Source organism: Pandoraea pnomenusa, from assembly GCF_000767615.3.
Taxonomy (GTDB): Bacteria; Pseudomonadota; Gammaproteobacteria; order Burkholderiales; family Burkholderiaceae; genus Pandoraea; species Pandoraea pnomenusa.
In genome coordinates this window covers 872986-899250 of the sequence record NZ_CP009553.3, presented here as the reverse complement: position 1 = coordinate 899250, position 26265 = coordinate 872986, and the positions used below count along the sequence as shown (strand labels likewise).

The 26265-nt window shown below is 65.0% G+C and carries 21 protein-coding genes, 1 tRNA gene and 1 pseudogene; 15 read left to right on the top strand and 8 right to left on the bottom strand.

Features of this window, described 5'->3' with window-relative positions; genetic code table 11:
- Positions 1-70: 70 nt before the first annotated feature.
- Positions 71-928, bottom strand: coding sequence for an arylamine N-acetyltransferase family protein (locus tag LV28_RS28145; RefSeq protein ID WP_038618723.1), 858 nt, complete (start codon positions 926-928; stop codon positions 71-73).
- 104 nt (positions 929-1032) lie between these two features.
- Complete coding sequence (locus tag LV28_RS28140) at positions 1033-1566, bottom strand: glyoxalase superfamily protein (RefSeq protein WP_023872255.1); 534 nt, start codon at positions 1564-1566, stop codon at positions 1033-1035.
- Between the two features lie 339 nt (positions 1567-1905).
- Here LV28_RS28140 and zapE point away from each other — a divergent pair, with 339 nt between their 5' ends.
- Positions 1906-2952: a cell division protein ZapE gene (zapE, locus tag LV28_RS28135; RefSeq protein ID WP_038618725.1), complete on the top strand. Its 1047-nt coding sequence runs from the start codon at positions 1906-1908 to the stop codon at positions 2950-2952.
- Between the two features lie 4 nt (positions 2953-2956).
- Here zapE and LV28_RS28130 read toward each other — a convergent pair whose 3' ends face one another.
- Positions 2957-3850, bottom strand: coding sequence for a LysR substrate-binding domain-containing protein (locus LV28_RS28130; RefSeq protein ID WP_025250298.1), 894 nt, complete (start codon positions 3848-3850; stop codon positions 2957-2959).
- Positions 3851-3958: 108 nt separating this feature from the next.
- Between LV28_RS28130 and LV28_RS28125 the strand changes: the two genes are divergently transcribed.
- Both LV28_RS28125 and LV28_RS28120 read left to right on the top strand, forming a co-directional pair.
- Positions 3959-4735 carry an NAD(P)H-dependent oxidoreductase gene (locus LV28_RS28125; protein WP_038621579.1) on the top strand — a complete coding sequence of 259 codons (777 nt, stop codon included), beginning with the start codon at positions 3959-3961 and terminating at the stop codon, positions 4733-4735.
- A gap of 94 nt (positions 4736-4829) precedes the next feature.
- The gene (locus tag LV28_RS28120) at positions 4830-5456 is read left to right on the top strand and encodes a LysE family translocator (RefSeq protein WP_023594324.1); all 627 of its coding nucleotides are present in this window, start codon (positions 4830-4832) and stop codon (positions 5454-5456) included.
- 52 nt (positions 5457-5508) lie between these two features.
- Here LV28_RS28120 and aceE read toward each other — a convergent pair whose 3' ends face one another.
- Positions 5509-8187, bottom strand: coding sequence for a pyruvate dehydrogenase (acetyl-transferring), homodimeric type (gene aceE / locus LV28_RS28115; RefSeq protein ID WP_038618729.1), 2679 nt, complete (start codon positions 8185-8187; stop codon positions 5509-5511).
- Positions 8188-8360: 173 nt separating this feature from the next.
- Between aceE and LV28_RS28110 the strand changes: the two genes are divergently transcribed.
- Complete coding sequence (locus LV28_RS28110) at positions 8361-8825, top strand: MarR family winged helix-turn-helix transcriptional regulator (protein ID WP_023872258.1); 465 nt, start codon at positions 8361-8363, stop codon at positions 8823-8825.
- Positions 8826-8865: 40 nt separating this feature from the next.
- Here LV28_RS28110 and LV28_RS28105 read toward each other — a convergent pair whose 3' ends face one another.
- A complete protein-coding gene (locus LV28_RS28105) occupies positions 8866-9966 on the bottom strand; it encodes a transketolase-like TK C-terminal-containing protein (RefSeq protein ID WP_048806441.1) in 1101 nt (366 codons plus the stop codon).
- A 214-nt stretch (positions 9967-10180) separates the two neighbouring features.
- Here LV28_RS28105 and LV28_RS28100 point away from each other — a divergent pair, with 214 nt between their 5' ends.
- Positions 10181-10822 (top strand): glutathione S-transferase family protein, encoded by a 642-nt coding sequence (locus LV28_RS28100; RefSeq protein WP_023872260.1) that lies wholly within the window; start codon positions 10181-10183, stop codon positions 10820-10822.
- A gap of 78 nt (positions 10823-10900) precedes the next feature.
- On the opposite strand, the gene ggt is transcribed toward LV28_RS28100, so the two are convergent.
- Positions 10901-12517 (bottom strand): gamma-glutamyltransferase, encoded by a 1617-nt coding sequence (ggt, locus tag LV28_RS28095; RefSeq protein ID WP_115344576.1) that lies wholly within the window; start codon positions 12515-12517, stop codon positions 10901-10903.
- A gap of 451 nt (positions 12518-12968) precedes the next feature.
- Here ggt and LV28_RS28090 point away from each other — a divergent pair, with 451 nt between their 5' ends.
- Entirely contained in the window at positions 12969-13583 is a 615-nt protein-coding gene (locus LV28_RS28090; protein WP_023872264.1) for a pyridoxamine 5'-phosphate oxidase family protein, read from the top strand.
- Positions 13584-13732: 149 nt separating this feature from the next.
- Positions 13733-14728: a CPBP family intramembrane glutamic endopeptidase gene (locus tag LV28_RS28085; RefSeq protein WP_306630107.1), complete on the top strand. Its 996-nt coding sequence runs from the start codon at positions 13733-13735 to the stop codon at positions 14726-14728.
- A gap of 125 nt (positions 14729-14853) precedes the next feature.
- Here the strand turns inward: LV28_RS28085 and LV28_RS28080 are convergent, their stop codons facing one another.
- On the bottom strand, positions 14854-15897 hold the full coding sequence (locus LV28_RS28080; RefSeq protein ID WP_038618735.1) for a hypothetical protein: 1044 nt from the start codon (positions 15895-15897) through the stop codon (positions 14854-14856).
- Positions 15898-16071: 174 nt separating this feature from the next.
- Here LV28_RS28080 and LV28_RS48285 point away from each other — a divergent pair.
- A pseudogene (locus LV28_RS48285) lies at positions 16072-16266 on the top strand (integrase core domain-containing protein); the annotation flags it as partial.
- Positions 16267-16431: 165 nt separating this feature from the next.
- On the opposite strand, the gene LV28_RS28075 reads toward LV28_RS48285, so the two are convergent.
- Positions 16432-17058, bottom strand: a complete 627-nt coding sequence (locus LV28_RS28075; RefSeq protein ID WP_058371625.1) for a hypothetical protein — start codon at positions 17056-17058, stop codon at positions 16432-16434.
- Between the two features lie 297 nt (positions 17059-17355).
- Here LV28_RS28075 and LV28_RS28070 point away from each other — a divergent pair.
- The 7 genes from LV28_RS28070 (at position 17356) to LV28_RS28035 (ending at position 26263) form a co-directional block, all read left to right on the top strand.
- A tRNA-Gly gene (locus LV28_RS28070) sits at positions 17356-17429 on the top strand.
- Positions 17430-17646: 217 nt separating this feature from the next.
- The gene (locus tag LV28_RS28065) at positions 17647-18609 is read left to right on the top strand and encodes a glycoside hydrolase family 191 protein (protein WP_023594307.1); all 963 of its coding nucleotides are present in this window, start codon (positions 17647-17649) and stop codon (positions 18607-18609) included.
- 221 nt (positions 18610-18830) lie between these two features.
- Complete coding sequence (locus tag LV28_RS28060; protein ID WP_023872271.1) at positions 18831-19412, top strand: TetR/AcrR family transcriptional regulator; 582 nt, start codon at positions 18831-18833, stop codon at positions 19410-19412.
- Positions 19413-19513: 101 nt separating this feature from the next.
- Positions 19514-20713, top strand: a complete 1200-nt coding sequence (locus tag LV28_RS28055) for an MFS transporter (protein ID WP_038618741.1) — start codon at positions 19514-19516, stop codon at positions 20711-20713.
- A 1080-nt stretch (positions 20714-21793) separates the two neighbouring features.
- Positions 21794-22591 (top strand): DUF3348 domain-containing protein, encoded by a 798-nt coding sequence (locus LV28_RS28045; RefSeq protein WP_023594301.1) that lies wholly within the window; start codon positions 21794-21796, stop codon positions 22589-22591.
- Positions 22572-25598 (top strand): DUF802 domain-containing protein, encoded by a 3027-nt coding sequence (locus LV28_RS28040; RefSeq protein WP_038618748.1) that lies wholly within the window; start codon positions 22572-22574, stop codon positions 25596-25598. Before LV28_RS28045 ends, LV28_RS28040 begins: the two co-directional genes overlap by 20 nt.
- On the top strand, positions 25595-26263 hold the full coding sequence (locus LV28_RS28035; RefSeq protein WP_023594299.1) for an OmpA family protein: 669 nt from the start codon (positions 25595-25597) through the stop codon (positions 26261-26263). Before LV28_RS28040 ends, LV28_RS28035 begins: the two co-directional genes overlap by 4 nt.
- Positions 26264-26265 lie beyond the last annotated feature (2 nt).

Genomic DNA, 26265 nt, shown 5'->3' with positions numbered 1-26265 from the left:
CGGTGTGCTTCGGAGATCCCTTCGTGGGTCGGTCGCCTACGCCTCGGGCGCCACCGGTAAGTCGGAAGTCTCAGGCGCCCGATTTCGCCGCACACGCCCTGGCCGTCTCGAACAGTTCACGGGCATCCACACCGTCGAGATTGAGTCCGAAGCGCTCGCCGAGCACCTCCGCCAGTTGCGACGCCGACGTGATCGTCGTTTCGGCGAGCACGTCGCCCTGCGCGGCGCGCTCGATCAGCTTCGTGTCGAGCAGCGCGATACGACCTTCGGGGAGCACGCGACACGCGATCAGATGGTTGCGAAAAATGGAATCCGGCGCGCTCGACGTGTACCAGTTACCCAACTTGTAATCGATCCATTCGGCCGGTCGCGGCGTGAAGCGATAGGTCGGCAGCCACGATTGCGCCGATCTCACGCTCAGTTGGTACTCGCTCACGGTGTCGCTACCCGCGCCGCGCACGGCCGTCAATCGAAACGCTTCGAGCGGCGTCGATTGTTCGTCCGGCGAGTCGAGACGCAGCGGAGCCGTGAGCGTCACCGAGCCGAAGCCGACATCCGCTAGCCACGCCTGTCCGTCGAGATCGACGCGCAGCATCATGTGCGTAAGCGGCGCCTCGACATCGAATGTCCGGCCCCAGACGACGCGTCCGATCAGCGGCGTGACGGTGAACCCCAGATACGTGAGCGCACTGGCGAACAGGGCGTTCTGTTCGAAGCAGTAGCCGCCGCGCCGGGCGTCGACCAGCTTGGCGACCACCGACGGCAGATCGACATGAACGGGCCGCCCGAGAATCGGCTCGAGGTTCTCGAAGGGAATCGCCAGCGGATGCAGGGCGTGCACGGCGCGCAGCACGTCGAGCGTGGCTTCGCGCGGACCGGTGTAACCGATGCGCTGGAAATAACGCTCGGGATCGAAGGCGGGGGACATGCCGGACTTCCTTTCACGGGATGCGGATATACGCGGAGCACATACGTTACCGCATTCGCGCGGCGCCGTGCGGAGGGCGCGGCACCGCCCTGCCCGCGAGGGCCTCAGTCGCTCGATTCGCAGAAGCGGATGTGATTGTTGAATGGGTCGGTGACCGTCATCTGCCTGCCCCAGTCGAGCGTTTCGATGCCGGGATTCATGTTCGGATACCGCTTGCCGGCCAGCTCGCGCTGATACGCCTCGACGCCGCGCATGAAGACGAACGTCGTCGCCCCCGGGCTGGCGTCGCCGAAGTGGCCGGACAGATGCAGCGTCATGCCCGCGCGCGAGACCTGGCAATACAACGGCATGCCGTCGGCGAAGCGATGCTCCCAGTCCACCTGGAAGCCGAGAAAGTCCACGTAGAATTCCCGCGCCTTCGCTTCTTCGAAGATCCGGTGAATCGGTGCGACGGTGTCGAAGACGATGCCGTCGGCCGACGCCTGGGCGAGCTTGGCGGCGAGCACGTTCCAATCCGAGAAGCCGAACTGCGCGGCCACGGATTCGAGTGCCTGGGCGTGGGTGAGATCGATGCCCTCGCGCGCGAGACGTTCGCGCAGGGACTTCGCCATGACTTTGGCGTCGAGATAAGTTCGCATAGCAGCCATCCTTGTCGATGTTCGGTGGCGACGTATTCGATCAGTGCCCGCGTTGCTGATGCGCGCCGCCGAAGGAACAGGACGGACATGCGATGACTTCGATGCTTTCACCGGGGCCGGGCACGGCGTGCTCGGGTGCGGGCGGCAGGCAGCATCGGCCTGGCCCGGATTCTAGCAGCATCGCGGTTCGTTATCGCACCACGCGGATCACGCGGACCATGCCGAAATGCGATGGTAGCGCGCCGTATTACGTATTGGCCGGCCGCGCGGCCCACCGGTATAGTGGCGCTCGTTGACCGGCCGGAGGCGCCGGCCGCCGTTCTCCGGAGTGTTCCTTTCATGATCGATGCCGCGCGCGTGACGCAAGCGCTGGCCGAGCGCCACATCCGCCCCGATCTTCGCCAGCGTGAAGCGATCGCCGCTCTCGCGCGACTCGCACCCCCACGCGCCACCGCGGATCAGGCGGCATTCGACGGCGTGTACTGTCACGGCCTGCCAGGACGCGGCAAGAGCCTGGTGGTCGATGCCGCGTTCTCGGTGGCCGACTGCGAAAAGCGACGCGTGCATTTCCATGAGTTCCTGCGCGACATGCACCGGCAGCTCGTGCGCGAACCCAAATGCGACGACCGGCTCGCCGCGGTTGCGGGTCGCTGGCTCGAAGGCGTTGCGTTGCTGTGCTTCGACGAGTTTCACGTCCATGACATCGCGGACGCCTTTCTCATCGGCCGCTTTCTCGAGATCGCGCTCGCGCGGGGGGTGCGTCTGGTGCTGACGTCCAACTACGCACCGCAACGGTTGCTTCCCGACCCCGAATTCCACGAGCGCTTCGAACCGACGATCGCGGCGATTCAGCAACGCTTCGTCGTCGTCCATTTCGACGGCGCTACCGATTACCGAATGGGCGGTGAGACGGCGACGCTTCGGCGCTGGCTATCGCCGCTCGACGGCGCAAGCCGCGTGCTGCCCGCACGCTACGCGCAGATCGAGGGCGCCGCACCCCGCGCGCCGTCCGAGGTGACGCTGGCAGGCCGTTCGCTACCGGCGCGCAGCGCGGGAAACCGCGTGCTGTGGGCGAGCTTCGAGGACCTGTGTGTCGCGCATCGTTCGCATCTCGATTATCTGGCGCTGGTCGAGCGCTGGCAGGCGGTGATCGTCGACGCGTTGCCTGTGGCGCAATTGCGGCGCCCCGATACGCTGCAACGGTTTGCCTGGCTGGTCGACATCTGCTACGACCGTTGCCGCACGCTGGTGATCGCCTCCGACGCACCGCTTCTCGCCGCACTCGACGCCCTGAGCGACTGGCGCGACCTGTCGCGCACCATCAGCCGGCTCGCCGAGATGGGGTCGCTCGATTACGAGCAACGCACGCTCCGGCGAGCGGGCTAGCGCCTCATACCGCGCGAGCGATACATTCGCGAATCCAGCGATGCGCCGGATCGCGATGGACCCGCTCGTGCCACAGCATCGATATCTCGAAGCCCGGCACGTCCACGGGCGCAGCCGTCAATTGCAGCGCCGGGTCATCGCGCACCAGTCGCTCGGGCGCCATCGCCACCAGATCGGTGTTCGCAAGCACCGACTTCAGAAACAGGAAATGCGGTGCGGAGAATACGACGCGCCGCGCCATGCCGAGTTGCGCCAACGCGTCGTCGGTGCCCGCGCGAAAGCCGCCGCCCTCCTGCGAAACAACGGCATGTTCGAGCTCGCAGAACTGCTTGAGCGTGGGCTTGCGCCGAAGCTTCGGATGCCCGCGCCGCGCTGCGAGCACGTACCGTTCGGTGAACAACGTCCTGCGACGTAATCCCTGCGGCGCGCCGTCGGTCGTGTGAAATGCCAGATCGATGACACCCTGCTCGGCCTGTCGAAGCAGCCGCGATGGCGACATGTCGAAGATCGCCAGCCGCGTGTTCGGCGCAACCTCGCGCAGCGACGCCAGGACCGGCAACACAACCGTCGATTCGGTGAAGTCGGTGGCCGCGATCCGCCACGTCACCTCGGCGCGCGCCGGATCGAACGGTGCGTCGGGCGCCACGGCGCGCGAAAGCGATTCGAGCGCGTCGCGCAACGGCGCGCGCAACGCCTCGGCGCGCGCCGTCGGCCGCATGCCACGCGGACCGGGCAACAGCAGCGGATCGCCCAGCAGATCACGCAACTTTGCAAGATGCACGCTCACCGCCGGCTGCGACATATGCAAGCGTTCGGCCGCGCGCGTCACATTCTGCTCCACGAGCAGCACGTCCAGCGTGATCAGAAGATTCAGATCGATACGGCGCAAATTATCCATTGTTATACCTAACATATCAGGAATTCATTTCCAATATACCTTGCCACGCCCTAAGCTGCAGGCATCCCTCTGATTCGTATGCCGCCAGGCGGCCAATGGAGCTTGAAAATGAATGTCCTGATCGTTTATGCCCACCCGCAACCGCGCTCGCTCAACGGGGCGCTGCGGGACTTCGCCGTCCGGCGTCTGGAGGCGGCCGGACATCGTGTGCAGGTCTCGGATCTGTACGCCATGCAGTGGAAGGCCACGCTCGACGAACACGATGCGCCCGAGCGCGATCCGCGCGAGCCGTTTCATGCGTCGCTGGATTCCAAGCGTGCGTTCGCCGAAGGCACGCAAAGCGCCGACATCGCGCGCGAGCAGGAGAAGCTGCGCTGGGCCGACACGGTGATCTTCCAGTTCCCGATGTGGTGGTTCTCGATGCCCGCGATCATGAAGGGCTGGTTCGACCGCGTGTACGCGTATGGCTTCGCGTACGGTGTGGGCGAACACTCCGACACCCACTGGGGAGACCGCTACGGCGAAGGTTCGATGTCGGGCAAGCGCGCGATGCTTGTCGTGACCACCGGCGGCTGGGACTCGCATTACAGTGCACGCGGCATCAACGGTCCGATCGACGACCTGCTGTTCCCGATCCAGCACGGCATGCTGTTCTACCCGGGATTCGACGTGCTGCCGCCGGTGGTCGTCCATCGCACGGGCAAGGTCGACGCCGCGCGTTGGGACGCGATCACACACACGCTTGGCGGACGTCTCGACACGCTGGCCACGACCGCGCCGATACCCTATCGCCGCCAGAACTTCGGGGCGTACGACATTCCCGCGCTCACGCTCAAGGACGACGTCTCGCCCGGCCAGACCGGCTTTGCCGCCCACCTCGCCTGACGAGGCCGCGCGACGCGCGCACGTGCATCGCGCTTGCTGAGCGCGGGCGCTTCTGCAAGACTTGGCCATCCGCCACAGTCACCGGTGCTTCGTCATGCAACTCTCCACGCTCGCGATTTATGCCACGGCCGCGCTGATCGGCGGCCTGATCCCCGGCCCCACGACATTGCTCGCGCTCGCCAACGGCATTTCGGGCAACTGGCGCGTGGTGCTCGTCGGGATGTGCGGCGCGGCGCTCTCCGACATGCTCGTGGTCGCCGCGGTCGGCGCCGGACTCGGCGCATTGCTCATGGCGTCGGCGACATGGTTCGCCACGGTCAAATGGGTGGGCGTGGCCTATCTCGTGTGGCTCGCGATACAGCTCTGGCGCAGCCACCCGCGGGACCTGAGCCAGGTGCGCATCCAATCCGATCTCGGCGCGCGGCGCGTGTTTCTGCGCAGCTTCGGCGTGGCACTCACCAACCCTAAGATCCTGCTGTTCTTCTCCGCCTTTTTGCCGCAGTTCGTCGACACGTCGATGCCGCTTGCGCCGCAGTATGCGGTGCTGGCCGTGGTGTCCGCCGCCGTCGATATCGGCGTGATGACGCTCTACGCCACGGGCGGCGTGCAGGCCGCGCGTCTGATGACGGCGCGCGGACTCAAGCGTCTCAATCGTACCTGCGCCGTCGTCATGTTCTCGCTCGCCGGCGGGCTGGCGTTGTACCGCAAGACCGGTCACTGACCGCGCGGGGGACGCGAGCGCCGCCCCCGCACGCGAGCTTCGGTGCCCGGCGTTACACCGTCGAGGGATCGGTCTTCTCGGGGTCGATGCCGTATCGACGAATGGCGTCGCCTACCCGCTCGCGGTCGATGGTGCCAGCATCGGCCAGTGCACCGAGTGCCGCCAGTGCAATGAAGTGACGATCGACTTCGAAGTAGGCGCGCAGCGATTCGCGCGTGTCGGAGCACCCGAAGCCGTCCGTGCCCAGCGACACGAACCGCCGGTCTTGAATGAACGGCCGGATCTGGTCGGCGACGATTTTCATGTAGTCGGTGGCCACCACCACCGGCCCCGGCCGGTCCGCCAGGCACTGCGCCACGTAAGGCACGCGCGGCGACCGATCCGGGTGCAGCAGGTTCCAGCGCTGCACCGCCAGCCCCTCCCGACGTACCTCGGTCAGGCCCGTCGCGCTCCAGATGTCGCTCGACACGCCATAGTCGCTGCGCAACAGTTCGGCGGCGGCCATCACTTCGCGCAGAATCGCGCCGCTGCCCATCAACTGCACGCGAGGCGCGTCTGCGCCCGAGGCCTCGGACGTCGACAGCAGATACAGCCCTTTGAGAATGCCTGGCTCGGCGCCCTGAGGCATTGCCGGATGCACATAGTTCTCGTTGAGCAGCGTGACGTAGTAATACACGTCTTCGTCCTCGACATACATGCGTCGCATGCCGTCCTGCAGAATCACGGCCAGCTCGTACTGGAACGTCGGATCGTAGGACACGCAATTCGGAATCACCGACGCCAGCACATGGCTGTGGCCGTCGTCATGCTGCAGGCCCTCGCCCATGAGCGTGGTCCGCCCCGACGTGGCGCCCAGCAGGAAGCCGCGCGTTCGCGCGTCGCCCGCCGCCCAGGCGAGATCGCCAACGCGTTGCAGCCCGAACATCGAATAGAAAATGTAGAACGGGATCGTGGCAAAGTCGTGCGTGCTGTAGGACGTACCCGCCGCGATCCAGGACGCCATCGCGCCCGACTCGTTGATGCCCTCCTGCAGGATCTGGCCGTCCCTGGCTTCCTTGTAGTAGCTGAGCTGTCCGGCGTCCTGGGGCGTGTAGCGCTGGCCGAGGTAGGAATGGATGCCGATCTGACGGAACAGCGGCTCCATCCCGAAGGTGCGCGACTCGTCCGGCACGATGGGAATCACGCGCTTGCCGATCTCGGGGTCCTTGAGCAGCGTTGTGAGGATGCGCACGAATGCCATCGTCGTCGACATGGCTCGCTCGCCCGAGTCCTTGAGCTGCCCGGCGAAGGCATCGAGCGGAGGAATCGCGAGCGGCGCGCGCAGGCCGAAGCGCGCCGGCTGATGGCCGCCCATGGCGGCACGACGCGCGGCGAAGTAGCGCGCCAGTTCGCTGTCGGGTTCAGGACGCAGATATGGCATCTCGGCGAGTTGATCGTCGCTCACCGGCAGGTCGAAGCGATCGCGGAATGCACGCACCGCGTCGGCACTCATCTTCTTGAGCTGGTGATTGACGTTTTGCCCCTCGCCCGCTTCGCCCATGCCGAAACCCTTGACCGTCTTGGCCAGAATCACCGTGGGACGCCCCTCGGTCTGCATCGCCTGTGCGTAGGCGGCATACACCTTGAGGGCGTCGTGGCCGCCGCGCGCGAGTTGCCAGATCTCGTCGTCGCTCAGGTGCGCGACCATCGCCAGCAATTCCGGCGACGTGCCAAAGAAGTGCTCCCGGACATACGCGCCGTTCTGCGACTTGAACGTCTGATAATCGCCGTCCACGCAGGCCATCATCCGCTCGCGAAGCAGCCCGTGCGTATCGCGCGCGAGCAAGTCGTCCCAGCCGCTGCCCCAGATCACCTTGATCACGTGCCAGCCCGCCGCACGGAACGTGCCTTCAAGCTCCTGGATGACCTTGCCGTTGCCGCGCACGGGACCGTCCAGTCGCTGCAGGTTGCAATTGACCACGAAGATGAGGTTGTCCAACCGCTCGCGCCCGCCCAGCGAGATCGCCGCCAGCGCTTCGGGCTGGTCCATCTCGCCATCGCCCAGGAACGCCCACACCTTGCGTCCCTGATGCGGCTTGAGACCGCGATATTCGAGATAACGCATATAGCGCGCCTGGTAGGCGGCCGTGATCGGACCGAGCCCCATCGACACCGTCGGGAACTGCCAGAAGTCGGGCATCAGGCGCGGATGCGGATACGACGGAATGCCATCGCGCCCTGCCTCTCTGCGGAAGTTGTCGAGCTGGGCCTCGGAGAGGCGCCCCTCGACGAAGGCGCGCGCGTAGATCCCCGGTGCCGAGTGCCCCTGCACGTAGATCATGTCGCCGTCGAACGCTTCGGTGCGCCCCCGGAAGAAGTGATCGAAGCCGACGTCGTACAGCACCGCCGCCGACTGATAGGTTGCGATGTGCCCGCCCACGTTCGAGTGCTTCCCCGCTCGCAACACCATCACCATGGCATTCCAGCGAATGAATGCATTCAGGCGTCGCTCGATGGCGAGATCGCCGGGATAGGCCGGTTGACGCGAGACCGGGATCGTATTGACGTAGTCCGTGGTCACGCGGCCGTGGAAGTCGCCGTGACGCGCGAAATCCCACGCCGCCAGACGATCGATCAGGAAGTGCGCGCGCGAGCGGCCCTCCACGGCAGTCACGCCCTCGAGCGCGTCGAGCCACTCGCGTGTCTCCTGAATATCGGTGTCGGCACTCGCCGCCACGGGCAATTGGGTCATGACAGATCTCCTTGGAATCACCGGGAACCCGTCGGGTGCCCCAGCAGGAACAGCAAAACGAAATGGCAACGACGCATTGAATTGCATTTGCAATCGTCTCGCAAGCCATTCTAGCGATGTACAATTGCAACTGCAACTCACAAGCGAACATCGAATACCACAAGAGGACATTCATGAGTACGACCGAACCCGATCTTTGGTTCTCTTTCGTGCGGGCGCACCGCACGATGATTCGCGAGATCGAGCGCCGGCTGGCGCAGGCGGGGTTGCCCGCCTATGCCTGGTACGACGCGCTCTGGGGGTTGGAGAGCGGGCCGCAGGGCACGCGGCGCATGCATGAGCTGGCGGACGTGCTGGCCATCGAGCGGTACAACCTCACGCGCCTGATCGATCGGCTGGAGCAGGAAGCGCTCGTCACGCGCACGCGCGATCCCGACGACGGACGCGCGGCCTACGCCACCATCACCGACAAGGGCCGTGCACTGCGCAAGAAGATGTGGAAGGTGTACCAGTCCACCGTTTCGGAACTTTTCCTGAGCCAGTTCCGGGATCGCGACATTGCGCCGGTGGCCGAGGCGCTCGATCGTGCCAGTGCCGCGGCGAAGACCTTGCCGGCCAATGCGAAAGAGGCGAAGTAGATGAAGGCCACGACGCGCTGTCCCGGCGCGGCATCGCCCGTCAGGCCATGCCGTAGCGCCGTGTCGCCTGCGCGATGCGTGTCGCCGGTATCGCGCCGTCGCTCACGAGCAGGCGCAGCGCATTGAGGACGATCCAACGCACGCCCGGCGCCTCGCCCGGCGTGATGTCGTCCACGCCCACGTCGACGTCGTCTCCGCCCAGGGCCGCAAAGCGCGCGGGCACGAAAGCGCCGATCTGGTTGGCGATGTGCCTCGCATAGCCGGTGACCGCGAGCACCGGCATGGCGCTGCCGGCCAGGCAACGGGACAGGTGCGCCGTCTCGACCCGGGCGTCGGCACCAAGCAACGACCGATGCGCCGACTGCGCGGCCTCGCGCGCCAGACGCGTGTAGCTCGGACAACTCCAGATCTCGCTGGCCACGCCCCAATCCAGTTGCAGCCAGCGGGCAGCCTCCAGAACGTTGGCCATGGCGCCGCCTGCGCCGCACAGGCGAATCGCGTAAGGGGGGTGCGTCCGCGGGATTGCCCGCACACGATACATGCCCCGAAACGCGTCAATCGCATCGGTCTTGCTCAGGGCAGGCCCATCGGTGCCCGATGCGTCGTGCGCGCTCAGGTAGCAGAACCCCGACTCGCCGCGCACGTATAACGCGTCGAGTGCCTCGCACAGCAAGGCCCGAAGTTCCTGTGCCGATGCGGGGTCGTATGGCAGCCATTCCGATTGCGCCGCGAGCCACAGCGGCAGCTCGGGGCGCACGCGCGAGCGCCGGTCGCCCGACGCCACACTCGCCTCGTTGAGGAAGATGCCTCGCCCGCTCGGTGCCGCCCGCGCCGCGCGCGCCATTCCCTTGACCTCCACGCCTGCGGACAGCACGGCATGCAATGACGGCGCGCGCAGCCGATACAGCAGCGGCCGCTCGAACGAGGCCGGGTCGCGAAACCAGGTCGCGACGGCGCTCGACAGGGCCCCCGGCATCGTCTTGTCGTTCTGCGATGTACCGATTGCGTCTCGCATGGCGGCATCCACGACCCAGATCCGTTCGGGCGCTTCCCCCTGCGCGAGGGCATGCAGCATTCGATCGAGCGCTCGCGATGGCGACGCCGCGTGCGCCGCGAGCGCCGCGCCAGTCTGCATTGCCATCAGCCTCCCGATACCGGCAAGCGCCGCTCGCCGTGTCCCGGCATTCGCCGCAAGACCGCCTCGCCCCGACACCGCTGTCATGTTGCCTCCCCCCACCTTGTGAAGCTGACGGAAAACCCATAGGATTGCACTTACAATCATTGTATTTGCAATCGCAAATCGTGGCAATCGCGTTGCTCGCCACGCACTCGATTTTGTCTCCCGGAGCCATCGCATGAATCCGTCACTCACGCTTTACACCGCCGACACCCCGAACGGCCTCAAGGTCAGCCTGTATCTCCATGAAGCGGCATTGCCCTATCGGCAGGTGGATGTCGACCTGTCCGCCGGGGAACAGAAGCGCCCCGATTTTCTGCAACGCAATCCCAATGGCAAGATTCCGGTGATCGTCGATCACGAGCGCGATCTCACTGTCTTCGAGTCCGGCGCGATCCTGACCTATCTGGCCGCGAAGACTGGCGTGTTGCAGCCCATGACGCAGGCAAAGGCGTTAGCGGTCAACCAATGGCTGCATTTCCAGATTGGCGGCATCGGCCCCATGCTGGGGCAGTTGTGGTGGTTTCTGCACGGATCGAAAACGGGCAACGAGGAAGCCATCGCGCGCTATCGGAAGGAGTCGCTGCGGCTGATCGGCGTGGTCGATGCCCGTCTGGCCGTGTCCGCCTACCTCGCGACCGACGACTATTCGATTGCCGACATCGCCGCGTTCGCCTGGCTGCGCACGCATCATGAACTGGACCTGGATATCACCCCGTTCCCGCATCTGCAGCGGTGGCTCGCGCAGATCGAAGCGCGCCCGGCCGTGCAGTCGGGGATCGCGGCAAATCGGGCAGACGCGACGCGCCGGCAGGCGTAAGTCCGCGTTGCCCGCGGGCGTCGGTCTGCGCGCGGCACGCACCGGGTTTCGTTGCAAGGCGCGGTGCGTGCGGCGCCCTCAGTCCCCTGCCGCGAGTCCGTCGCCGCGCGGGTCCGACGCGCCTTGTCGCACGCCCGTGACCGGATCGATGAGGATCGCGCCCGCGTGTCCCATCGTGTCGGTGAACGGTTCCACCACCTTCACCGGTTGATCGCGACGCCTGAGTTCGTCCGTCACGACGGCGGACACCCGACCTTCGATCTTGAGATCGTTGGACGACACGCCCCAGGTGCGGCCGTAAAGCCAGCGCGGTGCGTTGATCGCATCCTGCGGCGACATGCCGAAATCGACGATGCGGGTCACGATCGCCGCCTGCGTTTGCGGTTGCCCCTCGCCGCCCATCGTGCCGTAGACCAGGTATGGCTTGCCGTCCTTGAGCAACATCGCGGGATTGAGCGTGTGGAACGTGCGCTTGCGCGGTTCGAGATGGTTGACGTGCTTCGGATCGAGCGAGAAGAACGATCCGCGATTCTGCATGAGGATGCCCGTGCCCTTCGGCACAATGCCCGAACCGAAGTCGTAGTAGATGCTTTGAATCAGCGACACGGCGTTACCGTCCCGATCCACCACGCCGAACCAGACCGTGTCTCCTTTCGGGTCCATCGGCTTCACGTCATTGTTCGCGCGCGCCATGTCGATGCGCGCGGCCTGCGCTTCGGCGTGCCGGGTCGACAGCAGCGCATGCAGCGGGATCTCGACGAAGTCCGGATCGGAAAGATACCGATCGCGATCCGCGAACGCCTGCTTCGTGGCCTCCACCATCAGGTGGTAATAGTCCGCCGTGCCCTCGCCGAGCGACTTCACGTCGAACCGGTTCAGGATGTTGAGGATTTCCAGCGATGCGAATCCCTGCGTGTTCGGCGGGAAATTGTAAGCGTCGAAGCCCCGGTATTTCACGGTAATCGGCTCGACCCAGTCCGCGCGATGGCGCGCGAAGTCGTCGAGCGTGAGCATGCCGCCGTTGGCCTGCAGGTCGCTCACGATCCTGTGTGCAATCTCGCCTTTGTAAAACACCTCCGCGCCTTGCCGCGCAATCTGTTCGAGCGTGCCGGCCAGTTCCGGCTGCTTGAGCGTCTCGCCGAGCTGATATGGCTTGCCGCCGGGCTTGAGGAAGATCTTCCGGAAACCCTCGTATTGCTGGAGATTGCGATACACCGGGTCGGACGTATCGACGTTGATCGCCTCCCATTTCGCCAGCGACGGCGTCACGACGAAGCCCTCCTTCGCATAGTGCACCGCGTCGCTCAGCAGATCGCGCCAGGGGAGGCTGTTCCCCATCGATGTCCGTGCGTAGCGATAGGCCGCATCCCAACCTGAAACCGCGCCGGGCACCGTGTTGACCGACAGGTAGCCGCGCGGTGGAATCGCGCTCAACCCCTTGTCCTTGTAGAACTGGAGCGTGGCGTGCTCACCCGAGCGGCCGCTGGCATTCAGCGCCCGAAGCGTTTTCGTTTTCGCGTTGTAGATGAGCCAGAAGTTGTCGCCGCCGATCGTATTCATCTGCGGGTACACGACGGAAATCGTCGAGGCGACGGCGATGGCCGCATCGACGGCATTCCCGCCTCGCTGAAGGACTTTCAGTCCCGCCTGTGTCGCCAGATGGTTCGACGAGGTGACCATGCCACCCAAGGTCATCGGGTTCGTACAGCGCGACGGCGTGTCGCAGTACGTCCCGACAGGGGGCGCCGCGACCGTCGTGTGGCCGAACGTCAACACGACAACCGCAGCGCACCAGCGATATTTCGAAAGCATGCCGTTCATGCTTGTCTCCCATTAATTATTTAATTCGTTAACCTAAACGTCTCCTTGTGAATCCATCACCAGATATATCCGATCAAAAATGCTGGGAAATCCGCATTGCTACGTGCGCCCCATACGCAGAAATACTGATCGCAAGCGCACATGAAAAACGCGCATCAATGCGCGACGCCATTGATCGGCGATGCGCTCGACGCGTTGTCTGCGCCGATGAGCGTCAATGTGGTAAAAGCGTGGGAGGCGTTCGCCGGGAGTTCAGGCCGACCGCCCCTGCGGGCCAGCCGGCCCGCATTTCCCATCGACGGACCGAATACGGAGAGAGCGCGGCATGAGTCATGACGTGAGCAGCGTGGAACAGCTCGAGACCCTTTACGGCGCGCCGGGCGAGCGTGCGATATGGAAGGAGCTGACGTACCTCAACGAGGACTATCAGGCTTTTGTGAAGGCAAGCCCGTTCGTCGTGCTCGCGTCGGTCGGCGCCCATGGCACCGATTGCTCGCCGAAAGGCGATGGCGCCGGCTTCGTTCGGATTCTCGACGAGCGAACGCTCGCCCTGCCTGATCGTCCCGGCAACAACCGGATCGACAATTTGCGCAACATCGTCGGCGACCCGCGCGTGTCGCTGCTCTTCCTGATCCCCGGCGTTGGTGAGACGCTGCGCGTGAACGGTCGTGCACGAATCTCCGTGGACCCCGATCTGCTCGTCCAGTTCGAGGTCAACGGCAAACTGCCGAAGACCGTCATCGTCGTGACCATCGACGCCGCGTATTTTCACTGTGCGAAGGCCGTCGTTCGATCGCGTCTTTGGGACCCCGCATCGCAGATCCCGCGAGAGACGCTTCCCAGCACCGGCGCGATGCACAAGCGGCTGAGCGGCGGGCATTTCGACGGCGAGACCTATGACCGCGACTTACAGAAAAACACCCTGGCAGGCCTGTACTGAATAGGACTCGGGGCTGCCCCTCGCAATGACGGCGCAATGCGGCAACCGGTGACATCTCGCTTCGCGGGTTGCCTTACGCCTGCGATAATCCGTATCGCTTCATATGCCTAAGCATCTTTCGAAATATTGACGGGCATTTTTTCGGCATCATGCTGTTGGACACGGGCGAGCGGGGGTTCGTCGGTGTCGCAAGTCAAGACGGCATTCGAGTGCCGGCGTCGCTCACCAGGGCGACCCGCGTCCCGGGGGAGTCGCGAGCTTCACCGGGCGTGACGATAACCATCAGATCAGAGAATCATAAAAAAATGAAAGCCAGACCGGGGGAATACTGCTTTCCGAATCTACTGGAAGCGTTCTTTGTGGTGATCGCCCTCTATTTCGTCGAGATGATCACCGACGCCATCATCGTTCAATTGAGTTATGTCGTCGGCATCCGGCCGATGGCCGCATACAGCATCGGCCGCGTGCTTGCCTACGGTGTGGTCTTCTGCGTGGTACTGCATCACAGCAAACTTAGTTATCGGGCGCTGTTTCAGGGCGGACGCGGGTCAATTCGCGCAACAGTGGGGTTGTTCACGCTGCCCATCGCGCTGTTGACGCCGGGGCTGTTGCTGGTCATTACCGTAATCGGTACGGGCTTGGAAAAGCTGTTTCCGATGGGCGGATGGCTGCAAAGCAGCGCGGACGTGTATGCAAAGGGCGGGCTCGGCGCCTTCGCAATGGTCTGCCTCATTGCTCCCTTCGTCGAAGAGATGCTGTATCGCGGGATCATCCTGCGCAGTTTTCTGCGTCAGTATCCGGCGGGCACGGCCATCGCTCACTCGGCCGCGGTGTTCGGGCTGGCGCACCTGAACGTGTACCAGTTCGTGGTGGCGCTCATCATCGGGCTGATCATCGGGAAGATGTACGAACGCACGCGCTCGCTGGTGCCGGGCATTCTGCTGCACATGTTCTACAACACGTCGGTGGTGGCGCTCACGATGCATCTTCCTTCCGACGAGACGACGCCGAGTGTTTTCGACCTTCCGGCAATTGCGTGGTTGTTGGCGCTCGCCAGCGGCGGCGCGGGGGCGTTCATGCTTTACAAGCTGTTGGCAGCCACACCGCCGACGCGGGCGAATACCGCGCGGCTCGCCGACGATTAACGGCGGGTGCCAATCGGGCACCGTATGCGTTCCGACGGCGCCAGGCGTGCATGCGAAATACCACGCGGCTCGGCGCCGCGTTGTTGCCTTGCGGCGCCGCTGGACGCATGGGCGCCATCACGCCGCTAACGGATGGCGCCCGCCTTTTTGAGCGGCCCGTTCGGCACGGTGTCTTTCGACAGGATGCCGCCGCACGTGCCTCGCAGCGCCGAACCGTCCCACTCGATATGGCTTTGTGCTCGGATATCGCTGGATGGACACGCCACGAAGTGGATGGGTGAGGCGTTGTTCGGCGCCACCTGCGAGTCGGTACCGCCGGGCATGATCGACGGCGTTGCGCTGGGGTAGGCGGTCCTGGCTCCGCAGAGGGCGTCCTTGAGTACGCCCGTGCTGGCATCCAGTCGGCTGGCGCCCGACAGATTGACGAAGCAGTAGCGGACCGCCACCGGGAAATCGCAGGTGTTGGTGAAATTGATCGAATACTTCGTGCGACTCAGACGTACGCATTGGTTGGCAGCGGGCACAGTGGGGTTCAGATCGCTGCGCGATCCCGCGGACGGATTCGGCGAAACGCCCTCGACGGTGGATTGCGTGCTGCCGCGCATGGCGGTGCCCAGCGCGGCGAGTTGTGCGGCGTTCCTGCCACCGCCGGCGGCCACGCCCTGCATTGCCGCGCCTACCATCGCGAGTGCCGTCCCCACGCTGGAGGACGACTCGCTCTCCCTGGGTTTGTAGGTCGTGCTGGCGTTCTTCCCGTCGGTATAGTTCCGGACGCTGTAGCCGTTGGTTTCGGCGCCGGTGATGAGGTTGCCGCGCGAGAAGCGTCCGGATCGTGTTGTGGGGCCGCCGTTGAACTTCTCCCCGTTCATCCATAGCTCGCCCACGCCGTCGCGAAGGCCCGCCTTCATTTCGCCGTCGTAACGCATCATGAGCGTCGAGCCGCCGTAGCCGAGCAGGGTGCCGTTCCCGCTGGTCAGACCGCCCTGACATTCCCCGGACCACGTGTAGCGCTCCCAAACCCCGTACACCGAGCAGTCGGGACGGTCATCCAGGGCCACCGGAACGCCGGTCTTGTGCGTCGGTCCGGGCAATCCGCAGCCCGCAAGCATGACGGCCAGCGCGATTGTCGCAATGCCGGCCAGACGCCGCTGCCAACGATCTGTTCTCATTTTCGCTCCCCGTTATTGGATTTTGACTTTCGGGGATTCTAGGAGGACGCGTCGCGGCGGCGCATCGTTCATTTGAGGGATGCGGTCGGCCTGGCGCGACTTCATACGAGCGGGTCACGCGTGCTGATCTGCAGGTGAGAACTCTGGGGGAGCAGGTCACGGCTGGCCCTGTTTGCAGGGGGCAGGTCAGAGTCGTTCGTGAAGACCATGAAGCACAATTACGTCGCCTATATGGACAAGCCCGACGCGCCAACGGCGCTCTCGCGTCTGGCCATTGCGTTTGAACATTACAATGAGCGCCACCCGCACAAAGCCCTGAAATACCGCTCGCCTCGCGAGTTCAGGCGAGCAGCGGCGTCATCAACCTAACGGTGTCCACGTGTCCTGAGTTACAGGGGCAACTCCAGTCCCTAGATAGATTAGCTGCAAACCTAGTTGGCGAATCTCGCGTATTACGTGGTGTTGCAGCTGGTCGACGCGAATGGTGGGGGTACTTCTGGGGGCAATCTCGCAATTTTCCTGACCGATTACTCATCACGTACGCGTTAAATACTCAGGCTCGCCAAGGGTAATCGCCGTCTTCGGAAGACCGATCAGACCAGCAACTCTTAACATGAACCTGCGGGCAGTGATCACTCCCCACTCCGCGAACCCATGACCGAGAAGACGATCCGGGAAAAAAGGGTTACCTTCCCCGTACATCGGGTTGGAGCGAATACGAGAAGTCAGATCTCGCTCTAATGCTATCAACCACTTCGTTTGGTTCTCTGGCAACCCATACGTACGCAACTTCATATGTGTGAGCGAGTTGCGTACGTCCAAGAGAATTTTCACGTCTTGGTACTGCCGACCCCCCTTGTCTATAGGGGCACATCCGCAGCGAGCCAACAACTCCGAGTACTTTTCAAGCGTACGCAGCCTTTCAAACGAGTCGCTTTCCCACGCTGCTCCGAGCGATGCAAGAGCCGCGAGGCTCATGTCATCGACGTATCCTGGGAAGCGCTCTGCTGCGTCTGCGAATATTTCGTTAACAAACGCTTCGATTGATGAGGTGCTCATCATGACCGAAGCAACGACCTTTGCTAGATGCTCGTTAACGCGTTCGTGTTTGTGAGTTTCTAAGTACCGTGCCTCGATAGCGTGAGCTTCGCGCGCGAACATAGCAGCTCCATGAAGATATGACCGAGAAAAATATGTCCGTACACCGATATAGACCGCTCCCGCACGAAGCTCCAAATTTGCATCCCCCTGACCAGTGACCTCCACTCTCGACCTCCCCCGAATTGTGCTTATTGCGAATCGCGAAAGTCTAATACCGCCATGAAATCGGACCAAACGGAATCTCAAAAAGCGCCTGCGATGGGAATCGATCCCAAGACTCTCACCCCAGAATCGCACCCACCGACAAAACGCACAGATTGCCAAACGCCCCATTCCCCGCGTAAAATGACGTTCTTCGCGGGCGTCGTATAATGGTAATACCCTAGCTTCCCAAGCTAGAGCCGTGGGTTCGATTCCCATCGCCCGCTCCACAGCATGTTTCAGCAGCGTTCGCAGCACTCATCGATCAGCCGTCGCACAGACGGCTTTTTTGCGTCTATCGCATCCATGACGACTCACGCTCGGCAAGTCGGTCTGCACGGTGTCTCGCATCATGCGCGGGCCGAGGCGAGTTCATGGCTGCGCCGCGTTACGCGCCTACTTCCCGCCCTTCCCGCCCTCCTCACCCTCCTCGCCTTCGCGACACACGTGGCGTCGGCGCAAACGCCCACACCGCCTCGCGCGGCCGTCGCCGCACCGACCGGGCGCGATATCGGTGTCGGCGCCCCGTGGGTCAGCTACTACGGCAACGTCGCCCGCCTCGACCTCGCTCGCATGGCGAACACCTTCCGACTCGTCGATATCGACGCCGATCCCGATCAAGGCAACGTCACGCCCGCGCAGATCGCCACGCTCAAAGCCGGCGGCAAGAACCGCGTCATCAGTTATCTCAATCTCGGCGCCTGCGAGCGCTTTCGCGCTTATTGGCACCACGCCCCCGCCGGCTTCGTCCCCTGCGGCAGCAATCACCCCGCGCATCTGGGGCGCTACAACGGCTACCGCGATGAGACCTGGATGAACCCGTCCAACCCGGCGTACCGCAAGCTCATCGTCTCGTATGTCGCGCCGCGGTTGATCGCACAAGGCGTCGACGGCTTCTATCTCGATAATCTCGAACTCATCGAACACGGCGTGCGAACCCCCAATGGCCCCTGCGACGCCGCTTGCCAGCAAGGCGCGCTCGATCTCGTGCGCGAACTTCGCGAAGCCTTCCCCGACAAGATCCTCGTCATGCAGAACGCCACCGGCTCGGCCACGCTGGAAGGCATCACCAGCGGCGTCGCCTTCGCGTCGCTGCTCGACGGCATTGCGCACGAGGAGGTCTATGCCCCAACGTACGACGCCGATGTCGAGCGCGAATTGGAGAAGTGGTCACAACGGCGTGCCGACGCGCCAGGACACAAGCTCTGGATCGGCACGCTCGACTATGTCGGTGGATGCAGCAACACGCATCAGGCGAAAATCGTCTTCGCCCGCAGTCGGGCGCATGGCTTCAGCCCGTCCGTGAGCGACGCCAGTGCCGGCCAGAACGTCGTGTGCTACTGGGGATCGAATGGCCGCATGTGGATCAACGAGCGCGACTGGGCGCCCGGTTCACCTGCTCACGATTAAGGCACCTGAGCAAGCAAGCCCGTCCCGTTCCGAAACCCGAAAACGAAATGGGTATCGAGCGGAGGTGACACAACGGCACCGCAAGCTCGCCATCCCCCCAAAATCCACAACCGCCATCCGGTTATTTGAACGATCAGTCAAAAACCACCTATAGTCGTGGCAACGACGACACACCGCGTTCGCGCGTGCAGTTTCCTTCACACCTGTCCACGGATCCCATCATGAGCGGAAGACCCCGAGAATTCGACGACGCAGCCGTCATCGACGCCGCCATGGACGTCTTCTGGACCCACGGCTATGAAGGCACCTCGGCGCAGGCGCTCGTCGACGGCACCGGCCTCGGGCGCGGCAGTCTTTACAACGCGTTCGGCAACAAGCTCAACCTCTATCACGAAGCCCTCGAACGCTATCAGGCACTCGGGCTTCAGAAGCAGGTCGACATCCTGAACGCGCCGGGGCCCGTCAAGGACCGGTTGCGCGCGCTCATGCAATGGGGCATCGACGAAGACCTCGATCCCGACCGGCAACGTGGCTGCATGGCCCTGCTCGCCGCCTTCGAGCGCGGCGGCAAGGACCCGAAAGTCCGACAATTCAGCCAGGCATATCTCGCCCGGCTCGAACAGGTGATCGTTCACCTGATCGCCGTCGGTCAACACAACGGCGAACTCTCCACCGACCGCTCGCCAGTCCTCGTCGCCCGCACGTTCCTGTCGAACTACTACGGCCTGCGCACGCTCGGACGCACCGTCACCGACCGCGCCTTCCTCGAAGACGTCCTCGAAGGCGCGCTCGCCGTGCTCTGACCCCCACATCCGCGCCTCGCGAGCCGTCAGCGCAATCCTCCCCTACGCCCGACACCTCGCGAGCCCCTCGAACAGCAAAAATTGGAATGATCGTTAAAGATATGACACAAAAAACGGCGATGCCCCCCGTCGTCTACCTGCTCGGACTGACGGTCTTTGCGATGACCACCGCCGAATTCATGGTCGCCGGCATGATGCCCGCCCTCTCGCAAGCGATGCACGTCGGCATCGGCGACATCGGCAATCTCATCTCGCTCTACGCCCTGGGCATGGCGATCGGCGGCCCGGTCCTCACCGCCTTGCTGCTCGCCCTGCGCACCCCGCACAAGCGCGCCCTCGTCTGGCTGCTCTCGATCAATGTCGCCGGGGGCGTGCTCGCGGCCCTCGCCACACGCTACGAAGCGATGGCCCTCGCGCGGATCGTCATGGGGGTGGCCAGTTCGGCCACTTTCGGCGTCGCACTCACGCTGTGCGCGGATCTGGTCGCCCCCTCGGTGCGCGGACGCGCCGCCTCGTTCGTGCTCGGGGGACTGATGTTCTCGCCGGTCGTCGGCGTGCCGCTCACCGCCTTCATCGAGCAACACTATGGCTGGCGCGCCAGCTTCTGGCTCGTTGCCGCGCTGGCCGCGATGTGCACGATCGTGATCGTCTGGCGGGCGCCCGCCACGCAAAAGCAGGATCGTCAGGCGATCAGCCTCGCCGCCGAATTCCGTTCGCTGCGCAATCGCCCGCTCTGGGCCGCCTTCGCCACGAGCGGTCTCATCATCGGCGCGACGTTTGCCGCCTTCAGCTACTTCTCGCCGATCTTCCTCAATGTCGCCGGCGTCTCCGCCGCCGCAATTCCCAATCTGCTCGCCATGTACGGCGTGGCCAACATCATCGGCAACGCCGTGGCCGGACGCTTTGCAGACCGTCACACGCTGACCGTTCTGGTCGCCGGTTTGTCAGTACTCGCACTCGCGCTGGTGAGCTTCGCGCTGTGGGCGCAGTCGACGCCGGTCGGCATCGCCGCCTTTGCCGCCATCGGTCTGACGGGGGTGTCGCTCAATCCCGCCATGGTCGCCCGCGTGATGCGCGCCGCTACGCCCGGCCCGCTCGTCAACACGATGCATACGTCGGTGATTACCGCCGGCCTCGCCTTCGGCACCTGGGCCGGTGGCGCCGCCATCGACGCAGGCTATGGCATGCGCTCGCCGCTATGGATCGGTGCCGCGATGGCCACGCTCGGCCTCGCCAGCCTGCTCCCCTACCTGCGCTCGGGACTCGCTCAGGCACCCGACGCCGCGTGCCCGACGTCCTGATCCGTCCGGCGCCTCTCCCCGCCCGCGCCTCGCTGACTGACGGATCTCCCTGACGCCTCAGTCAGCGCTTGCTGCGCAGACTTTCGCCACAAGCATCCCACGCAAGCCCGCTGCCACGGACGCCGCATCGACTGTCGCCGTCCGACTTCCTGTCAGATGCAGTGCGCCACGCTTTGCCCGACGAGATCGACGATCGGCATGTGTCCTGCAATCCACGAGCCGATCGACGTCAGTCCCTGCACCATGATTCCCCAGACCATTTCACACCCCCGTTGATGACTTTGACTTGTCTCGATCTCGCCCCAGGCGAGTTACAGGAGGCCCGCAACGTCGGCAACGAATTGCGCGAAGGGCTTGATGCGCATCGCCCAGGTTCCCACTACCACCATCCCGTCGCAAATCGGTCCAATCATCGCCATGTCACACCTCCAGTCGTCGTTCGGTTCGGTTGCGCGCGTCGCGCCTTACATGAAGAGACTTGCCATGTCGGAGAAGAACTTCCCCACCGGGGCGGCCCGGGAGGCCCACGTGCCCACGGTCACCAGTGCGTCGCAGATCGGTCCAATTGCAGCCATGTCACACCTCCAGTCGTCGTTCGGTTCGGTTGCGCGCGTTGCGCCTTACATGAAGAGACTTGCCACGTCGGAGAAGAACTTCGCCACCGGTGCAGCCCGGCTAGCCCACGTGCCCACAGTCACCAGTGCGTCGCAGATCGGTCCAATTGCAGCCATTTCACACCTCCGGTTTTCGCTTGGTCGTTTCGCGTTTGTCGCGAGTTGGGTCAACGATATACCCCGGGTCCCCGGCTGAAAACTGAGATAAATCACAGTCGGCGGAAAAGCCCGTCGCTCCCTCCGTCCGCGGCGCCGACCTCGGCCGGACGCGGCCCGCCCCGATCACCGTAGCGCACCCATCGCAAGCCCATCGCCCCCATCGCCATCCGATCGCGCGATGTTTGGACCGGCCCGGCGCACCCGCCATCCAGAGGCTCACGCGCCCGTCAATCCCCCGCCGGACCGGGCCGCCGGGGACGCGGGCCGCGCGCAGTGTAAACTGCTGGGTTTTCGACCCCCCAGTGGAATGGTGCAAGTGTCCCGGCGTCCCGTTATCAGCGCCCCCACACTCATACGCTCGCTGGCCCGCCTGAGCACGTTCGCGCCGCCCGAGGCCGCGCCGTCGCTCTCGGACCGCATGAGTCAGTGGCTGGGCTGGACCGACGCCATCGCCCTGTCGTCGGCCCTCAAAGCCACGCCGCCCGCCGCAATGCCCGGCGCGCGTACGGCCGCCCAGGATCCGGCGGGCGAAGTGGCACGCGTTCGAACCGAGCTTGCCGCCGCCATCGCCCGCGACTGCGGTCTGGCCGCGGCCCCCGGCGGGCAAATTCGCGCCCTGAGCGCGGCACAGCGCCAGCGCGCGGCCTCGTTCGCGGAGTTCCCGGCCTATCGCCAGCGCTACGCAACGTCGCAGCAGACGATGGATACGGCGATCGGCGCCCTGCGCACCCGGCTTCGCGCGCAGCTCGCAACGCAATCGCCGGAGGCCGCTCGGCTCGCCAGCGTGGACGCCGTCATGGAGCGCGTGATGGGCGCACGTGAGCGCACACTGCTCGCAAGCGTGCCGAACCTGCTCGAAGGGCACTTCACGCGGCTGCGCGATACGGAACAGGCGGCGTTCGCCGCCCCGCGCGTGCCGGGCGCACCGCCGCTCGCGCCCGCCGGCACGTGGCTCGACACCTTCCACCGGGATATGCAGAGCATCCTGCTCGCGGAACTGGACATCCGCCTCGAACCGCTCGAAGGGCTCATCGCCGCCCTCGCCTCGGTTCGCACAGGCGAAAACGTAAGTGAACCCGGACAACATGACCCGTTACCTCGTTGATCTCGTTGCCTTTGTCGCAGGTCTGGCCGTCGTCGCCTGGATTGCCATCGGCTATGCCGGCACCAATACGCTCGCGCTCGCCGTGGCGCTGCTCATCGCGGCCGTCTATCTCATCGGCGCGCTCGAACTCAAGCGCTTTCATCAGACGACGAACGCGCTGGCAGGCGCCGTCGCGAGCCTGAACGCACCGCCGGCGTCACTGCCCGCCTGGCTCGACACGCTGCCCGCCGGCGTGCGCACCGCGGTACGACTGCGCGTGGAAGGCGAGCGCGTCGGTCTGCCCGGCCCCGCCCTCACGCCGTACCTCGTCGGCCTGCTCGTGCTGCTCGGCATGCTCGGCACTTTCCTCGGCATGGCCGCCACGCTGCGCGGCACCGGCATCGCACTCGAAGGCGCGACCGACCTGCAAGCCATCCGCGCCTCGCTCGCCTCGCCCGTCAAGGGACTCGGCTTCGCGTTCGGCACGTCGGTAGCGGGGGTCGCCACATCGGCGATGCTCGGCTTGCTCGCCGCCCTCGCCCGCAAGGAGCGCGCCCAGGTCGTGCAGACGCTCGACGCGCGCATCGTCACTACCCTGCGCGGCTTCTCGCAACAGCATCAGCGCGAAACCACGCTGCAATTGCTTCAGCAGCAGGCAACGGCCATGCCGGCGCTGGTCGACCGTCTGCAGGCGATGATGGCGTCGATGGAGCGCCAGAGTCTGGCGCTGGGCGAACGCCTCGCGGCGAACCAGGACGCCCTGCACGCCCGAACGGACGCCTCCTATGCACAGCTCACCGAGGCGATGCAGCAGTATCTGAAGGACAGCGTCGCCACCACCGCCAGCGCCGCCGGCGCGGCCATTCGTCCGGAAGTCGAGGCGACCATGGCCAGCCTCGCCCGCGAGACGGCCAACTGGCACCAGACGGTGTCCGCCGCCGTGCAGGATCGCATGGACGGCCTGTCCGATCGCTTCGAAGCCACCACCGCACGCGTGGCGAATGTCTGGAAGGATTCGCTCGACGCACAGTTGCGCACCAACGCGTCGCTCGCGACCGATCTGCGCGCCGCCCTCGGCGACTTCACGCAAACGTTCGAGACGCGCGCCACGCGGCTCGTCGACGATGTCGCCACGCGCCTCGAATCCGTCACCGGGCAGGTGAGCAGCGCGCACGCCGACGTGGCGCAAACGTGGGAGACCTCGCTCGCCACGCAACAGCGCACCCACGACGCCCTCGCGAAGGACGTCGGCACCGCGCTCGCGCAATTCGCCGAGACCTTCGAGACGCGCTCGGCCCAACTCGTCGACAACGTTGCCGCACGCCTAGAATCCGCCACCGATCGGGTCAGCGCCTCGCACGCGGACGTGGCGAAGACCTGGGAAACGTCGCTCGCCACCCAGCAGCAAACCCATGACGCGCTCGCCCGCGATCTCGGCGCGAAGCTCGCGCAGTTCGCCCAGGCGTTCGAGACGCGTTCCGCCGGCTTGCTGGCGGACGTCACCGCGCGACTGGACAACGCCACCGGCAGCATTGCCACCGCGCAGACGACGGTGGCGCAGGCCTGGGAGCACGCACTCGCCCAACAGCAACGCTCGCACGACGCCCTCACGCAGGACCTCGGTGCCGCGCTGGAGCGCTTCGCGCAAACGTTCGAAGCCCGCTCCGGCGCCCTGCTCGGAGACGTGGCCGCCAAGCTCGATGCGGCAAGCGGCAGTGTCAGCGGCGCGCACGAACGCGTGGCGCAGGCCTGGGATCGATCCATCGCGCTGCAACAGCAGGCCAACGCCACACTCGGCACCGAACTGGCCACCGCGCTCGCGCGCTTTACCGACACCTTCGAACAACGCTCGGCACACCTGATCGACGGTGTCAGCCAACGCACCGAAGGCGCGATGCTTAACGTCTCCGAGACGGCCGCGGTCGTATCCGGCGAGTGGAAGCAGGCGCTCGTCGCGCAACAGTCGGCCAATGAGGCACTGGCGCGCGATCTCGCCGCCGCCCTCTCGCAATTTGCGCAAACCTTCGAGATGCGCGCCGAACAATTGCTCCACAGCGTGGCCGCCCAGATGGACTCGACTTCGGCCAACGTCGCGCAGACATGGCGCGAGGCCGTCGCGGAACACGCGCGCAGCAACGAACGACTCGCCGACGGCAGCCAGCAACTGGTGGCCGCCACGACCAGCGCATTCGAGCAGCACAGCGCGTCGCTGATGCAGGCGCTGAGCGAAGCGAACGCCGCCCATCACGACGCCACCGCCCAGCGCGAAACGCAGCGTCTGTCCGCCTGGACCCAAACGCTCGAGGGCACGCTCGCCACGCTGCGCGCCGAATGGCAACAGGTGGGCGCGCAGACGGCCAGCCAGCAACAGGCGATCTGCGACACGCTCGCGCGTACCGCGCTGGAGATGTCGGAGCAAACCCGCGCCAACGCGAGCGACACCATCGCGGAAATCTCGCGTCTGGTGCAAACCGCATCGGAAGCCCCCAAGGCCGCCGCCGAGATCATCGGCGAGCTGCGCCAGAAGCTCTCCGACAGCATGGCACGCGATAACGCCATGCTGGAGGAACGCTCGCGTCTGCTCGATACGCTGGGCACACTGCTCGACACCGTGAAGCACGCCGGCAACGAGCAACGCGCCGCCGTCGACGAACTGGTCACCACGTCGGCGCAACTGCTCGAGCGCGCCGGCGCGAATCTCGGCGACGCCATTGCCGCACAAACGGAAAAGCTTGCGGCCGCATCGGCACAGGTCACCGGCAGCGCGATCGAGATCGCCAGCCTTGGCGATGCCTTCGGCGCGGCGGTGCAGTCGTTCGGCGAGTCGAACACGCAGTTGCTCGAACAGCTGCAGCGGATCGAAACCGCGCTCGACAAGTCCATGGCCCGCAGCGATGAGCAGCTCGGATACTACGTCGCGCAGGCGCGTGAAGTCGTGGAACTGAGCGTGATGTCGCAAAAGCAGATCCTCGAAAATCTTCAGGATCTGGCAAGGACGCGGGCACAACCGGGTAGCGTGGCAGCATGAGCGACGACTTCGACGCGGACATCGGACACAGCGGCGACGTCGGGGCCGCGGCGCCCACGTGGGCGGTCTTCGGCGATCTGATGTCGGTGATGCTCGGCGCCTTCGTGCTCATCATGCTCGGCGTGATCGGCGTGCAGATCGAACTCTCCGCCAAGCTCGAGCGCGAGGTGAAGGAGCGCCGCGCCGAAACGCAGCGCCGCGAGACGCTCGAGAAAGCGCTCGCCGGGCCGCTTGCCGGCGGACGCGTCACGCTCGTGAACGGACGCATCGGCATCAGCGGCAACGTGCTCTTCGCACTGAACTCCGACCAGTTGCAGCCGCAAGGCCGCGAGGTGTTGCGCAGTCTCGCCGCGCCGCTGGCCGCCTATCTGCGGGCAAGCGACGAGATTCTCATGGTCAGCGGCTTTACCGACGATCAGCAAGTGCGCGAAACCAACCGGCGGTTCGCCGACAACTGGGAGCTCTCGGCCCAGCGCGCGCTGACCGTCACGCGCGAGCTGATCGCCGCGGGCGTGCCGCCGTCGTCGATCTTCTCGGCGGCCTTCGGGGCGGAGCAGCCCGTCACATCGAATGCCGACGAAGCGGGACGCGCGAAGAATCGCCGCGTGGAAATCGCGCCGATGCCGCGCAGCAGTGCCAGTAACGCGGCAAAGCCGAAGTCGTGACG